Source organism: Pseudomonas sp. NPDC087697 (assembly GCF_044743155.1).
Taxonomy (GTDB): Bacteria; Pseudomonadota; Gammaproteobacteria; order Pseudomonadales; family Pseudomonadaceae; genus Aquipseudomonas.
This window is the reverse complement of sequence record NZ_JBIUVW010000042.1, coordinates 17,957-31,513: the sequence shown is the minus strand read 5'-3', so window position 1 is coordinate 31,513 and position 13,557 is coordinate 17,957. Positions and strand designations below refer to the sequence as shown.

The following is a 13,557-nucleotide window of genomic DNA, read 5'->3' as shown; positions in this document are numbered from 1 at the left end:
CTGTCGTTTGGCCATTATTCAGTTTCTTACAGCCGTGTCTGCCAGATGGCTCATTGATCTATGAGCGAAACAGGTCGGTTTTTTGCAGAGATTGCGGCTGACTGCGTAGTCCGATTGCCAACAACGAGGTAGCTAAGCAGCGGTGTCGGCTACTACACTCGGTCATTCTTTGATACACGGAGGTTTTGACATGCGGCGCGTGGTGTTCAATCAGAAAGGTGGCGTGGGCAAATCCAGTATTGCCTGCAATCTGGCGGCGGTCAGCGCCAGCGAGGGCTATCGCACCCTGCTGGTGGATCTCGATGCCCAGGCCAACTCCACTCAGTACCTGACGGGCCTGACCGGCAATGACATCCCGATGGGCATCGCCGACTTCTTCAAGCAGACCCTGTCGTCGGGGCCGTTTTCGAAGAAAAGCCAGGTAGACATCTACGAAACCCCGTTCGACAACCTGCACTTGGTCACCGCCACGGCCGAGCTGGCCGACCTGCAGCCCAAGCTTGAGGCCAAACACAAGATCAACAAGCTGCGCAAACTGCTCGACGAACTGGCCGAAGATTACGACCGAATCTACCTCGACACCCCGCCAGCGTTGAACTTCTACGCGGTATCCGCCTTGATCGCCGCCGATCGCGTGCTGATTCCCTTCGACTGCGACAGCTTCTCCCGTCAGGCACTGTACGGTCTGCTGGCAGAAATCGAAGAGTTGAAGGAAGACCACAACGAAGACCTGCAAGTCGAAGGCATCGTGGTCAACCAGTTCCAGGCCCGCGCGAGCCTGCCGCAGCAGATGCTCGACGAACTGATCGCCGAAGGCCTGCCGGTGCTGCCGGTGTACCTCGGCAGCTCGGTGCGCATGCGCGAATCCCACCAGGCCAACATGCCGCTGATCCACCTCGACCCCCGGCACAAACTGACCCAACAGTTCGTCGAACTGCACAACCTGCTGGAAAATGCCTGATTCCTACAGACAACACAGAACCAATGTGGGAGCGAGCCTGCTCGCGATAGCGGCCTGACAGCCAACATCTACGTTCAATGTCACGCCCTCATCGCGAGCAAGCCCGCTCCCACATTGGGTTCAGGGTGGCTTTGAAATCGTCGTCAAATCCCCTGACTGCGCAACCAGCTCATCAACTGCGGCAACGGAAACGCCCCGCTCTGACGCGCCACTTCCCGACCGTTCTTGAACAGAATCAAACTCGGAATCGAGCGAATCCCCAATTGCGCCGACAACTGCTGATTCGCCTCACTGTCGAGCTTGGCCAACCGACACTTGCCCGCCAACTGCCCCGCCGCCTGCTCGAACACCGGCGCAAACGACTTGCACGGCCCACACCAGTCCGCCCACACATCCACCAGCAACGGCAGATCGCCCTTGATCTGACTGGCGTAATCGCCTTGCTTCAGCTCGAAGGGTTTGCTCAGCAGGACTTCGGCTTTGCAGCGACCGCATTTGGGGTGATCGCCCATGCGCTCGGCGGGAATGCGGTTGAGGCCGTTGCAGTGGGGGCAGGGGATGAGCAGTGGATCGGACATCGGAGAGCTCCGTAGTGGCGAGGCAGAGATTTAGTAGTTGGAGGCTGGCGGCGCAGATATCAAGCTCAATGGCCCCCTTACGCTAAACCACTCTGGCGCTGCTGATGGCGCCAATAGCCGCTTCATAGTCCACACCGCTGAGTTGTGCCATGTAGTGCTCACGGAGCTCGCTTTCCCAGCTCAGTACCCGATCAAGGATGGTTTCGGCACCCTGTAAATCAAGTCCGAAATGTTCATGGTGGCTGAGGATGTTTTGCCTGCTTATCAGCGTCCCTTCGTTACCCAGTGCCATGGACATCGTGGCAGGTGACTCATGTGGCGATGGGACCACGTCGTACATCGGCGAAAGGCGCCAGGAACCGTCACGCCGGATAATGGCCAGGTTCTTGGCGTGTGCATCGTCATTGCCAACCAGAACGTGGAAGCACATTTGAACGTAGAACTGCTCCAGATCTTCCAAGGGGACACCGCGTCTGCGCATTTCATCGGCAACACCGGCATAGCGCCAGCGGCTGTGATCAGTCGAGGACCAGTCAGCATCCAGCAAGGTCAGCGCACTGAGCATGGGGACCCTGTGCATGCGGCCGTCGACTTCAACTCGATCAAAGCGATCCACCAACAACGTAGAGCGTTTATCTGTGATCAGCCGCGTTCTTGCGGTGTGGATACCTTTTGACGCCGCAAACGTCATGCACGCGTGTTCAATCGCTGGGATGTCGACGGTATCGAAGCGATCCCGAGCTTTGGCCAGCACCAATGTATTGCCATCGCGCAGTGTGCGTTTTGGTCGGGCACCACCAAGGGAAGAACGCTGACGGACCAACAGGATTTTCTGTCGGTCAGGGTCGATAAGCTGATGGCTTTGAATGATGTCGGCGGTATCGATGAATTCCCCTAACCCTCGCAGTGACGGGACCGGCTCACCCCCAATTCCCGGAGGAGCCGTTCTTGCTGTACCGGCCATCAGGTTACCGGCGCGGTCGTTGTTAGGTGATCTGAGCAGCATCTCGATAGGCGTGATTGCTTGACCATGCAAAGACTTGAGCAACTGTTCGCCCCATGAGTCGGGCATGCAATCGCGTATGAACCCCGGAATGCCATTGTTGGTCGTTACCCGAAACACCTGATCGCTAGGCGGATAACGAATCGGATCTGGCACCCAATCGTTTTGCGCAAGGTAGGCGGGCGAGTAAACGAACTCACCGCTTCCGCTGCGGCCCATGCTCAACCGTCCCAAGGTAACCGTCTCGGCGGTGAGTGGATGCTCCATGTAAATGTATGCCGCAGGGATGTTCATCAGAAACTCTCTTCGGTCACGCGCTTGATGCGCACTCGCTGGCTCTTCAGCTCAGGGGCTTTTTTGCTGATCGGCTCGTCATTGAATACTTCTGAAAGCAGGCCCAGATGCCATAACACCAGCATGAAGGTACGCAGTTCAACGACGGGGTCGCCGGCCTCGATCTTGCCCAACGTGCCTGCGGCTACGCCCACCAGCTTGGCGAGGTCTTTCTGCCTCAGGCCGCGTTCCTGGCGTCGTTTTTTGGCCAGGAGGCCTATTTTTATAAGGCTTTCAGCGCAGTCGAGTGGAAAAAAAGTGCTCATTAGGCTTTGCCAAAGTGATCTTTAAGTAGATTAAGCAACAGTATAGAAGGTCTTAATAATGCGCAAGGAAGGATAGGGTTGCTCAGATCAGTGTGTCGTCGCTTGTAGCGGGACAAAGTCCGGCACCCATGGGAGAAGAGAGCTCTTTTCAGGATTTTTTGCTTGTAGTTAAGATCATCTATACAGAGTCTTAAGTCTGATAAGAATCAATATGACGATCCTTATTTATGAGGCCTTACTCTGTGAGTGCTGCCAGTGACGCCTCGTGGGTGCCTGTGATGCGCTTATCATTGGAGACCACAAAAAATGGGCGACCCCAAGGTCGCCCATTTTCATTACGCCGAAACCTGCGCCCGCAAGCGCCGCCCGATGACGTCCAGCAAGTCGCAGCCGTCGCGCAGCGAAATGACCAGCGCCTGCGCAACCTCGTGCAGGACGCTGGCGTCACCCTGGATGTCCTCGCGCAGGGCGAAGGTCTCCAGCAGTTGGGTGGCACTGCGGATGCGGAAGGCCGCTGTTTCATGCAGCACGTCGAGCGGGGCTTCGGTGTCGATCAGCAGGGAAGGGACGTTGCAGTCCAGGCCGGTGATGGGCATGTATCGAGACATGGGGAACACTCCATTCGATAAAACAGCGCGGCCCGTCAATGGACGGCGGACGGAACGAGTCTGTTGCCCGCAGAATCGGGCCGGTCGAGGTTCTCCAATGCTCTGTTCACCAGCAGCTCGCCCAACACGATCATCTGCTGAATACCCAGCGCAACGTTGCGGTGCGAACCTTCAAGCTCAAAGGCCAGGTCGGTGGTCATCGCATTGAGCGAGGCCAGGGTTTCGCTGGCGTGGACCAGCAGGGTTTCAGTGTCGATGTTGGGGGTAACGGTGAAGATGGGGCTCGGACGTTGGGTCGGGTTTGGGGTGTCGAGGGGATCGGCGGCGGTGAGGCTGGGTGGTTTGAGGGTGATCTTTTTCATGGTGAAGCTCCCTGAGCTATGGAGCCGCATAGCGGCATTTACATGCCTTGATACTGTTCAGTCTGTCAAAACTGGTCGCTGATTATGTGGCGACTTGTGAAGACTATCCGCGTGGTCGATTTGGAACAAGTTCACCCAAGGCGCTACAGCGTGCGGGAAATGTCCTAGGACTTGGACTTGGACTTGGACGGTTTATGCAATGGCTGACAGCCATATCTCGCATTGATCAACTTTTTCATCGTCAGTCATTGCATGAGAGCTCTTCTTGTCGATCTCTTCGAGCTTGTTTGGCGCCATTTCACGATAAAATATTAACCAGCTATCTCTTCCTTCGTGTTCGAGCATGTAGCTATTTTCATTCTTTTTGACAGTGATCGACCAGGAGGAAAAGAAGCTTGGGTGGTCGGTAAATAGTATTACGGTAAAGCTGCAACGTTTGGCTGTCTCATACAGTCTATCTTGCTTCATTCGCGCGAAAATCCTGATGAAAGTTTTATGGTAGGTTGAGCTTTTTTGAAAATACATTCGTCCACTTTTTGTCAGTTTTATAACGTCATAAAGGCATCGCGCTCATTATAATACTTTATGGATTTTAGTATTTCCTCGTTTGTAGCAGACGGCTTTTGCTTTAGTGTGTTAAATGTCACATCTTCCAAAAGTTCATCGGCAAACCAAAACTCGAGATTGTTCTGAGTGATACTCTCCGGAAAGATTTCTTCGTCGTTATCGGTAATTTATGAATACTCATCAATGGCACAGACGGTTTCCAGAGTAGCCTTGTCCGATGAGCCCTTCCCGTAGACGCAATAGATGAGGCTTTTTTTCTGCGTTTTCAGAATTTCGATTAGGTTGACTAGCTTGATGATTTGATTGTGTTTTATATCACTGCTCCAACTATTCAGAAAAAGGGCGTATTTTTGGCTGGTGCTATGATCTGAGTTCGACGTACTCGTCAAAAAAAGAATAGAAATTTTCTGCGATGACTTTAGAGGTATTATTTTTGAAAAGGTCATAGCTCAGCACTTTTCCATTCCCAGTAGCGCTGCAGTCAATGACCCAACAGACCTCATCATCCTTGAGGTAAATTACTGCTAAATTGTTTGGTAATTCATAGTTTGTTCTGCAATACGTAGTGCTGTAGTTAACCGTTGCTCCTGGCTCTAGGCTAGCGTCATTGTTTTCAATGCCGCAGATCTCTGATTCAACTACACCTCCGCCACCGCAGGTTTCCAAAAATTCGATAAAGTCTTGAGGAAATTTTAGCTCTAGAATTTTTTCAAGCTTGGCTATTTGGTCTTTGCTGGAAGCGCCGAACCAGAATGTTTCCTCGCTAGATGTATCTAGTTTGTTTATCAGGTGTTGATAACTCTGCATGATTCACCTGGCTTAAAGTCTTTGATTTTTTTCCAAGAAGCTTTCCTGAACTTTTTATGCCGGAGGAAAGAGAGCGGCGGATTTATTTTCACTGAGTCCGCAGAAAATAAATCTGTCCCTTTTTACTTGAGAGAACGCGCCGCAGGTTTTCATAGAACACGAAGGTCAGTCATTTGAAGCTTTGCTTTGGCTTCTTCATATATCAACTCAAGGGAAAGGGTCAGGTCGCTCATTCCTTCTTCCTCTGTCCACAGTGGAACGTCGAGCGCTACGCCAGAGCCATCCTTGTACTCATAAGTATCTATCTTCTCTACGAAAGAGGCTGGAGGTAATACCAATGTATTACCGTACTCAGAGATTCTTGCCTCAATATCCGGTTTGTTGAGTCTGCCATACCAGTTTTTGGCAGAGATTTTATCGAAGTCGCCATTAACTAGTGCCTCAATCAGATCAATTATTTCTAGTTCGAGACTCTTATCAATCTTCATTTTCGTCTGTTCCCTGGTATGCGAGTCGGAGTCTCCGACTGAACATCAATAGCCTTGAAGTGCTCGTCAGCATTTCTGATCAAGGCTTTTGCATCATCTTTCTTAATTCCGGCTTTGCGCAAGGCTCTGTAACCAATCTTACGTTCAAGTCTATAACTACCTCCGCCAGCACGGCGCTGAGCTTGGGTTGCCTCGTAATGGGGAGTGCCTTTCTGTGTCGAAGGGCCCGGAAGTTGCACCGCAGGAGCTGCTTTTCGGTCATACCCAGGTAAGTCACGTACGGCCGCATCTTGGATGATGTGGTGTGCATCTTTTGCCTTCGCGTCGGTTAGCTCTTTGTAGCTTCCGCTTACTACAGGAAGGCCCGGTTCACCCTCATTTACTGTCGCATTAGTCGCAGGGTTTTCTATTGTCGTAGGGACCTTACACCCATCCCCACCCGGACAAGTATCCAACCCCAACGGATCCACCCACCCCGTAGGGTTAGGCACGTACTGGTAGTTGTTCAACCCCCCAGCCAGCTTGATCGGATCCGGCGTCAAAAACCGTCCAGTGCCTGGATTGTAGTAGCGATGCCGGTTGTAGTGTAAGCCCGTCTCAGCATCGAAGTACTGACCCTGGAAGCGCAGCGGGTTGTCTATTTCGGCGACGTCCAGAGTGGCGAGGTTGCCGTAGGCGCGGTACTTGGCGGACCACATGATCTCGCCGCTGTAGTCGGTGAGCTCCTGCGGGGTGCCGAGGTGGTCGAGTTGGTAGTAGAACGGCTCGGCCTTGAGCGGGCCTTCGCCGTCGAGCATGGCCAAGGGACGGAAGGTGCCAGGTTCGTAAATGTAGCTGCGGTAGCGGTTGTCGGCACTTTCGGCGATCAATCGTTCACCTTGCCAGAGGAACTCGGTGGTGTGGCCGTCGACGGTCTTGGCGATACGGCGACCGAAGGCGTCGTATTGGTAAGTGGCGGTGCCGCCGCCGGGCAGGCTGACGCCGATCAGGCGGTGCTGGCAGTCGTAGCGGTACTCTGTGACGAGTTTTTGCCCGGTGCCGCGACGTTCGCGGGTCAGGTTGCCATAGGCGTCGTAGTCGTAATGGCGGTCGCCCTGCATCAACAGGCGGTTGCCTTTGACGTTGGCCAGGTTGGCGGCGGGCTGGTCGCCTTGACCCAGCAGGTTGCCGGCCGGGTCGTGGGCGAAGGTTTCCGGGGTGCTGCCGCGCACGTTGATCAGGCGGTCGAGCGGGTCGTAATGGTAGCTGCGATTGCCCTTGCGGCTGTCGTCGATGCCCGCGAGGTTACCGTTGGCGTCGTAGGCGTAGCGGCGCTGGAACAGGTTGCGTTCCTGCTGGCTGACGCTGTGCGCTTGCAACCGGCCTTGTTCGTCGTACTGGTATTGGCTGAGCAGCAGGCCTTGCTGGCGTTGCTGTTCGCGACCGGCGCTGAACTGGTGCGTGGTCAGGCGCGAGCCGTTGAGGTCGATGCTGCTCAGACGGCCGCCGGTTTGGTGGCGATAGTCGAGCGTGCTGCCGTCGGGAAGGCGGCAGTGGCTCAGTTGGCCAAGCTTGTCGTACTCATAACGCAGCGTGCCCCAGCCTTGATGCTCGGTGATCAGGCGGTCTTGCAGATCGTACTCGTAGGCGAGCGGCCAATGACCGTCGTCGACGTTCACCAACCGACCGAGGGCGTCGTAGCGGTAGTGAATGGCTTCACCGTCGGCCAGGGTTTTCACCAGCAAGCGGCCAGCCGCGTCGCGCTGGTACTCGGTGACCAGTTCGCTGCCGTCGTCACCGAATTCGGTTTTCTTCAGCAGTTGGCCGTTGAGGTCATATTCGTAAGCGGTGCGCCGCCCGTCGAAGCCGGTTTCCTGCTGGATCAGGCCGTTCGGGTAGTAATCGAGGTGGTAGTGCTCGCCACGTTCGTTTTCGATCTCGCTGAGCAACAGCCGCGAGTTGTCGTAGCGATAACGCAGCTGGCTGCCGTCCGGGTTGATGCGGCGGCTGACCAGATGCAGGCCATCGGCGTATTCGTAGCGGGTGACGCGGCCCAGTTCATCGCGTTCGGCGGTGACGCGGCCATAAGGGTTGTAGCTGAAGGCACGGGTGGCGCCACCGGGCAGGGTGATCTGCGCGAGGCGGTTGGCGGTATCCCATTGGTACTGGGTGATGGTGCCGCTTTCTTCCTGGCGAGTGATCTGCCGCCCCAATGCGTCGTAGCGGTATTTGCGCTGGCCGCCGTCTGGCAGGTGCTCTTCGAGCAGTTGGCCGAGGTTGTTCCAGCCCAGTTGATGGCGGCTGCCGTCCGGGTGACGGATTTCCAGCAGACGGCCCTGGCGGTCGTAGCTGTAGGAAGTAGCGTTGCCGTCCGGGTCGATCTGTTGGGTGATGTCACCCTGATTGTTGCGCTGGTATTTCCAGCTCGCCTTGCCACGATGGACTTCACTCACGAAGCCGTCGCTGTACTCGTAGGATGTCGGTTCGTCTTCCGGCGGAACGACGGCGGTCATGCGGCCGGCTTCGTTGTAGTGGTACTCGGTCACCGCCCCCAACGGGTCTTTTTCGGCGATCAAGCGACCCTTGTCGTCATAGGCCTTGAGGTGTTCGGCGCCGTCTGGATCGACTTTGCTGACCAGCCGCGCCTGATCGTCGTGGGTGTAGATTTCTTCACTGCCATCGGCGTTGGTGACGGTGACGCTGCCCTTGTCATCCCAAACGTAATGCGCGTCCATTTGCGAGAAACTGGCCCAGTGATGGATGCAGCGCGCTGACTTGCCTTGCTTTTCCCATTCCCAGAAGAAACTCGCGCCGCCAGCCAGTTGCCGCTCAAGAATCACGTTTTGATCGTTGTAGGCGTAGCGCTCGGCTTCGCCGGCGGCGTTCTTCGCCTCGATCAGGCGCTGCCGGGCGTCGTAGCCATAGGTGGCGACAGTCTGAACGGTGCTCCAGGCCTCTTCCAGGTTGTCCGCCGGGCTGAATTGCTGATAGTCGACGGCAATGATGTGCTTGCGGTCATAGCGCAGCAGCAGGGCGCGGCCGGCACCGTTATCGACCCGTTTGATGCGCCCGTGAATGTCGCGGGTGATGTGCAGGCGGTTGCCGTAATCGTCGCTGATGGCGATCAGCGTCGCGCCCTTGCTGTTGTAGCGGAAGTGATAGAACCGGGTGCGCTCACCGGCCTGGGTGAGGATCAATTCGGACGGATCGTCACCGAGGAAAATTGCCGCTTCCGACAGGCTGTTGGTGATCGCCGGGCGTTGTACGCTCGGCAATGGGAACGTGGTGACGCGGTTTTCATGGTCGGTCCAGACCACGTCGTCGCCGGTGATATCGACCCGTTGCGCCAGCGCGTGACTCCAGCCGTAGCCGAGGCCACAGTCGATTTCCGCTGCGCTGGTGCGGTAGAGACGAGTCCACTCGAAGGGCAGCAGACCGTTTAGCTGACCATCGGTCAGGGTCAGCAGTTCTTCACCGGTGACCATCGATACCGGGCAACCATTGGTGCAGGTTTTCTTGGCGCACGTCGCGCTTTTTTCGTCGGGGTTTTTCGACTGTTTGGAGGCGTCGTGGTGGGACTTTTCAGCTTTCTCCAGTTTCGAGTTTCGCTTGCCGTCAAAACGCAGCTGCGCCAAACCTTTCTTCATCTGAGTGGTTACACCACGCGCTGCAACAGCGGTGTACTTCTCGACGTATTCCATGAAGCCTTTGATGATCTTGAACACGGACTCGACAAAACCGGTCACGGCCTTGATGACGATTTCGCCGTATTTTTTCAGCCGTGCTGCAAGGTAAATGACACCGGTACCTTCCGCTGCAATGGTCAGCACTATCGAAATCACAATATCGATCGCGATCCCGACGACGGCTGCCGTGGCCACTTTCGCGGCTTTGCCAGCCATCTGTGTCGGCGGCAAGCCGGCCAGCCAGATGAGGGCGCTGCGTACCATCAGGAACAGGGCGGCCTCGTCGCTGGCGAGCAACATGGCCTTTTTCATGACGTCGGGTGCGTCCTTGGCCAGGTTCTCCAGCTTTTCGAAGCCCGCTCCGAGTTCTTTCTTGAAATCTTCGGGGTTCTGCAGGATTTTGAGAACCAGGCTGATGCCGTCCCAGACACCTTTGATCGCTTCCCAACCGCCCTCCAGGATGCCGTTGCCGACGGCCATGGCGGCAGACGAAGCGGATTGCGTCGCCCATTGGGGTCTGAAACCTGCCCATTCCTTGCGCAGGAAACCTTCCAGTTGACCGGTCAGGCCGTCATAGGATTTGAACAAGGTATCGATCTGAGCCGGTGTCACTTCATTGTGAACACGGATCTTGTAGAACTTGCCCGGCACACCACCCGTCCAGCTGGCTTTGCCCTTGGCATCGAGTTTGACTTTGCTGACCGCGCCGCCTTCCACCGCAACGATTTCGACTTCGATGTCACCCAGCGGAATGTCATAGACCGATTCGAATTTACTTTCGATCAGCAGCGGTCCCTTGAGCGGGCACTGAGCCACGTTCGACGAGAAATCACCGTCGGTCATGGTGACCGATTTGCTGGTGTCGCCGACCTTGATCACCCGGTCCATGCCCAGCAACGAGGGCATGTCGGTCGCCCGGCTGACTTTGTCGGCCGCTTGGGCGTACCAGGTTTGGGTTTGCTCGCGGTACAGCGTCAGGCTGTCCTTGAAGGTACTCAGTTGGTTGTCGACGTAGGCAACGCGATCCATCAGCCTTGCTCCAGAATCAGGTGGTTTAGCAGTGCTTCGTTAAGAGGGTTCGGAGCATCGGGGCGGCGCACGAAACGGGCGACTTTGTGCCTCAGGTTGCTCTCGGGATAAGCGGCGTAAATGTCTGGGCGTTCCTCGCTCAGCCATTGCATCAGGTTGTCGATCAGGGTCGTCGTGTCTTTGGTCGCGAGGCGATCAAGCAACGCCTGTGGCACCTCCCACCACGGCCACGCCTTGGCCGGCGGCACGCCTCGGGCGCCGACTTCCAGGCTTTGGCCATTGATCAGGTAGCGCTCGAACACCGGCAGAACTTCACCGGCCCCGGCGCCGAGACCTTCAAGGATCGGGTAGATATGCCGGCCGTCCCAGAAGCGGAAAAACACCTCGGTCCCGTCGGGCATGCGGACCTGGGTCAGGCTGCGCAGGTGTTCGAACACCACGTCCGCTGGGCTGCTGGAAACCGCCAGCCAGCCCCAGTCTTCGGCGTCGGTTTCGGCAATCCATTCAAGGAACGCCGAACCGGGTTTCAGCTCGGCGAGGTAGGGCATCACCGGCTGCCAGTCGGCGTAGGGTGTACCGCCCCAGAGCGGGATCAGTTCGGTGGTCGCTTCTTGCTGGTAAAACGCGTTGAGCGGGGCCGCATCGCTGGCGTTGCTGATGATCAGGTACAAACGCTCGCCGGTTTGCAGCGGGCGGCTGGCGAGCCAGTTGCGGGGAGTCAGGCGATCAGAGGGCACAGGCACCTGCCTTGCACTTTTCGCACTCTTCACAGAACGGCGCGTTGCGCTTGAGGGTGTTGATCTGCGCCGGAGTCAGCACGGCGCCGGCCTGGTCGGCGTCGGCTTGCTTGAGGATGCCGGGCATCAACGGCGCGGCTCCGGTTCCGCTGCCGGGGCTACCGCCGCTGTTCATGTTGATCGCCGGGCCGCTGAGGGTCACGCCGCCGGCGTCGATCTTGATAAAACTGCCGCCACCCTTGAGGGTCAGTTCGCTGCCGGCTTCGAGCACGACCTTCAGGCCGCTGCTCAGGTGGATTTCCTGGCCGGCTTCGATGAACTGGCCGGTGCCGATTTTGATGTGCTGGTTCACGCCCACGGTCAGGTGGTCGTTGGCGCGGGTTTCGACTTTGCGGTCGGCGTAGACGGTGTGGTGTTCTTCGGCCTTGAACTCGCTGTAGCTGTTGGCCTCGACGGTGTCGTGGCGTTCGTTGCCGACGCGGATTTTCTGGTCGTGCTCGATGTTTTCATCCCAGTCACGCTGGGCGTGCAGGAAGATCTGTTCCTGGCCTTGCTTGTCTTCGATGCGCAACTCGTTGTAGCCACCGCCACCGGGCGAGCTGAGGCTCTTGAAGGTGCTGCGGGTCTTGTTCGCCGGCAGGTCGTACGGGACGACGTTTTCCTTGTGGTACAGGCAGCCGCTGATCAGCGGTTGGTCGGGGTCGCCTTCGAGGAAGGTCACCAGCACTTCCATGCCGATCCGTGGGATGGCGATGCCGCCGTAGTGAGCGCCGGCCCAGGCGGACGAGACGCGCAGCCAGCAGCTGGTCTTGTCGTCGGCCTGGCCTTCGCGGTCCCAGTGAAATTGCACCTTCACCCGGCCGTATTGGTCGCAGTGGATCTCTTCACCTTTCGGCCCGGTGACTACCGCGCTCTGGCTGCCGAGGATCCGCGGCTTCGGGTGCACCAGCGGCGGGCGGTTCGGCACGTCCCACGGCGTTGCCTGAAAGCGGTTGCGGTAGCCCTGGTGGAAGTCGTCCTTCAGGTCGGTGGTGTCGCTGGTCACCGACTCTTCCAGCACTTGCGGCTGCTTGCCTTCGTGAAGAATTTCGGTCAGCAGCCAGAGGTCGTTCCACTTGGCTTTCGGATGTTGGCTGAGGGCCAGGAAGTGACCGCTGACCAACAGCGGCTGATCGCTTTTGCCTTCGGCCAACTGGTAGTCGCTGCGGTGCCGTTCAAGGGAGCGCTTGGCCAGGTGCTTGCCGCGTTCACGGTCGATGAAGCGCCCCGGGTAGTCGTAATCTTCGAGGTCCGGTTTGGTGTCGCCACGGGCCTCGCTTTCGAGGGTGATGCGCGGTTTTTCGAAATCGTAGTCGCGGCGCGTGGTGCGGCTGGTGCGGGTTTCCAGGCGCAGGTCGAAGCGCTTGATCACCGGGTCGTTGGCGACCATGCCGGAGTCTTGCTGGTAGGCCACGGGCGCGAGTTTCGGGAACACCGTCTGGTCATCGCCGAACACCAGTTTGTGAGCGGTGGCGCTGTGCTGGAAGTGGTAGTGGATACCTTCTTCCTCGCACAGGCGCTGGATGAAATGCAGGTCCGATTCATCGTACTGAACGCAATACCCGCGTTCGGGATAAATCGCCCCGACTTTGAATTCGTAGGCATTGCTTTGGATGCCGTGCTCTTCGAGGACCTGGCCGATGATTTTCGGCACGCTGAGGTTCTGGAAGATGCGTTGGTTGATGCGGTGCGCCAGGTAAGACAGCTGCGGGCGCAGGGTCACCGAGTAGCGGGTCAGGCGTTTACCGGCATCGCCTTGGGCCACGCGATAGATCTGCCCGTGAATGCCCGTGCCATTTTGCGCGAGCTGCAAAAAAGCCGGTTTGTGTAACAGGCTTTCGAGGTCCAGGGACGGGTTTTCGCTGACCAGTTCGACGTCGAACTGAAATGGCTGACTGATGGCTTCCCGACCGGTGAGGGCGAGTACCTGGAGATCGTTCGCCAGACCTTCTACGGTCAGGGCGAAGTGAGTCTGATTGGCCGGCGCGAACATCCGTTGTTCCTCGTGCAGTGCAGCAGCATCCATCAAGCCCTGAGCGGGCGATCAACGAAGGCAAGAATTCTTGGGTGGCGCAAACAACATCGACCAGCAGAGCTGGCCGATGTTTTGTAAC

Annotated in this window: 12 protein-coding genes; 1 reads left to right on the top strand and 11 read right to left on the bottom strand. The window is 57.1% G+C overall.

Features of this window, described 5'->3' with window-relative positions; all coding sequences use genetic code 11:
• Positions 1–190 precede the first annotated feature (190 nt).
• The gene (locus tag ACIPIN_RS23260; RefSeq protein WP_401122647.1) at positions 191–961 is read left to right on the top strand and encodes a ParA family protein; all 771 of its coding nucleotides are present in this window, start codon (positions 191–193) and stop codon (positions 959–961) included.
• A gap of 143 nt (positions 962–1,104) precedes the next feature.
• Here the strand turns inward: ACIPIN_RS23260 and trxC are convergent, their stop codons facing one another.
• The 11 genes from trxC to tssI all read right to left on the bottom strand — a co-directional run bounded on the left by trxC (position 1,105) and on the right by tssI (position 13,436).
• Positions 1,105–1,539: a thioredoxin TrxC gene (trxC, locus tag ACIPIN_RS23255; RefSeq protein ID WP_401122644.1), complete on the bottom strand. Its 435-nt coding sequence runs from the start codon at positions 1,537–1,539 to the stop codon at positions 1,105–1,107.
• 82 nt (positions 1,540–1,621) lie between these two features.
• Positions 1,622–2,836 (bottom strand): type II toxin-antitoxin system HipA family toxin, encoded by a 1,215-nt coding sequence (locus ACIPIN_RS23250; protein WP_401122641.1) that lies wholly within the window; start codon positions 2,834–2,836, stop codon positions 1,622–1,624.
• On the bottom strand, positions 2,836–3,141 hold the full coding sequence (locus ACIPIN_RS23245; RefSeq protein ID WP_123581963.1) for a helix-turn-helix transcriptional regulator: 306 nt from the start codon (positions 3,139–3,141) through the stop codon (positions 2,836–2,838). The genes ACIPIN_RS23250 and ACIPIN_RS23245 overlap by 1 nt, the downstream gene beginning before the upstream one ends.
• A gap of 335 nt (positions 3,142–3,476) precedes the next feature.
• Positions 3,477–3,749 carry a hypothetical protein gene (locus ACIPIN_RS23240; RefSeq protein WP_401122637.1) on the bottom strand — a complete coding sequence of 91 codons (273 nt, stop codon included), beginning with the start codon at positions 3,747–3,749 and terminating at the stop codon, positions 3,477–3,479.
• A 35-nt stretch (positions 3,750–3,784) separates the two neighbouring features.
• The gene (locus ACIPIN_RS23235) at positions 3,785–4,111 is read right to left on the bottom strand and encodes a DUF6124 family protein (protein WP_401122634.1); all 327 of its coding nucleotides are present in this window, start codon (positions 4,109–4,111) and stop codon (positions 3,785–3,787) included.
• Positions 4,112–4,303: 192 nt separating this feature from the next.
• Complete coding sequence (locus ACIPIN_RS23230; protein WP_401122632.1) at positions 4,304–4,579, bottom strand: hypothetical protein; 276 nt, start codon at positions 4,577–4,579, stop codon at positions 4,304–4,306.
• Positions 4,580–5,038: 459 nt separating this feature from the next.
• Positions 5,039–5,485 carry an SMI1/KNR4 family protein gene (locus ACIPIN_RS23225; protein WP_401122629.1) on the bottom strand — a complete coding sequence of 149 codons (447 nt, stop codon included), beginning with the start codon at positions 5,483–5,485 and terminating at the stop codon, positions 5,039–5,041.
• Positions 5,486–5,634: 149 nt separating this feature from the next.
• On the bottom strand, positions 5,635–5,973 hold the full coding sequence (locus ACIPIN_RS23220; RefSeq protein ID WP_401122626.1) for a hypothetical protein: 339 nt from the start codon (positions 5,971–5,973) through the stop codon (positions 5,635–5,637).
• The gene (locus ACIPIN_RS23215; RefSeq protein ID WP_401122623.1) at positions 5,970–10,667 is read right to left on the bottom strand and encodes an RHS repeat-associated core domain-containing protein; all 4,698 of its coding nucleotides are present in this window, start codon (positions 10,665–10,667) and stop codon (positions 5,970–5,972) included. The genes ACIPIN_RS23220 and ACIPIN_RS23215 overlap by 4 nt, the downstream gene beginning before the upstream one ends.
• Complete coding sequence (locus ACIPIN_RS23210; protein WP_401122621.1) at positions 10,667–11,404, bottom strand: DUF4123 domain-containing protein; 738 nt, start codon at positions 11,402–11,404, stop codon at positions 10,667–10,669. Before ACIPIN_RS23210 ends, ACIPIN_RS23215 begins: the two co-directional genes overlap by 1 nt.
• Complete coding sequence (tssI, locus tag ACIPIN_RS23205; protein ID WP_401122618.1) at positions 11,394–13,436, bottom strand: type VI secretion system tip protein TssI/VgrG; 2,043 nt, start codon at positions 13,434–13,436, stop codon at positions 11,394–11,396. Before tssI ends, ACIPIN_RS23210 begins: the two co-directional genes overlap by 11 nt.
• Positions 13,437–13,557 lie beyond the last annotated feature (121 nt).

What these genes read in the sequence shown, in the direction of transcription:
- ACIPIN_RS23260 (WP_401122647.1), top strand. Translation starts at nt 191, where the DNA reads ATGCGGCGCGTGGTGTTCAATCAGAAAGGTGGCGTGGGCAAATCCAGT.
- trxC (WP_401122644.1), bottom strand. Translation starts at nt 1,539, where the DNA reads ATGTCCGATCCACTGCTCATCCCCTGCCCCCACTGCAACGGCCTCAAC.
- ACIPIN_RS23250 (WP_401122641.1), bottom strand. Translation starts at nt 2,836, where the DNA reads ATGAACATCCCTGCGGCATACATTTACATGGAGCATCCACTCACCGCC.
- ACIPIN_RS23245 (WP_123581963.1), bottom strand. Translation starts at nt 3,141, where the DNA reads ATGAGCACTTTTTTTCCACTCGACTGCGCTGAAAGCCTTATAAAAATA.
- ACIPIN_RS23240 (WP_401122637.1), bottom strand. Translation starts at nt 3,749, where the DNA reads ATGTCTCGATACATGCCCATCACCGGCCTGGACTGCAACGTCCCTTCC.
- ACIPIN_RS23235 (WP_401122634.1), bottom strand. Translation starts at nt 4,111, where the DNA reads ATGAAAAAGATCACCCTCAAACCACCCAGCCTCACCGCCGCCGATCCC.
- ACIPIN_RS23230 (WP_401122632.1), bottom strand. Translation starts at nt 4,579, where the DNA reads ATGAAGCAAGATAGACTGTATGAGACAGCCAAACGTTGCAGCTTTACC.
- ACIPIN_RS23225 (WP_401122629.1), bottom strand. Translation starts at nt 5,485, where the DNA reads ATGCAGAGTTATCAACACCTGATAAACAAACTAGATACATCTAGCGAG.
- ACIPIN_RS23220 (WP_401122626.1), bottom strand. Translation starts at nt 5,973, where the DNA reads ATGAAGATTGATAAGAGTCTCGAACTAGAAATAATTGATCTGATTGAG.
- ACIPIN_RS23215 (WP_401122623.1), bottom strand. Translation starts at nt 10,667, where the DNA reads ATGGATCGCGTTGCCTACGTCGACAACCAACTGAGTACCTTCAAGGAC.
- tssI (WP_401122618.1), bottom strand. Translation starts at nt 13,436, where the DNA reads ATGTTCGCGCCGGCCAATCAGACTCACTTCGCCCTGACCGTAGAAGGT.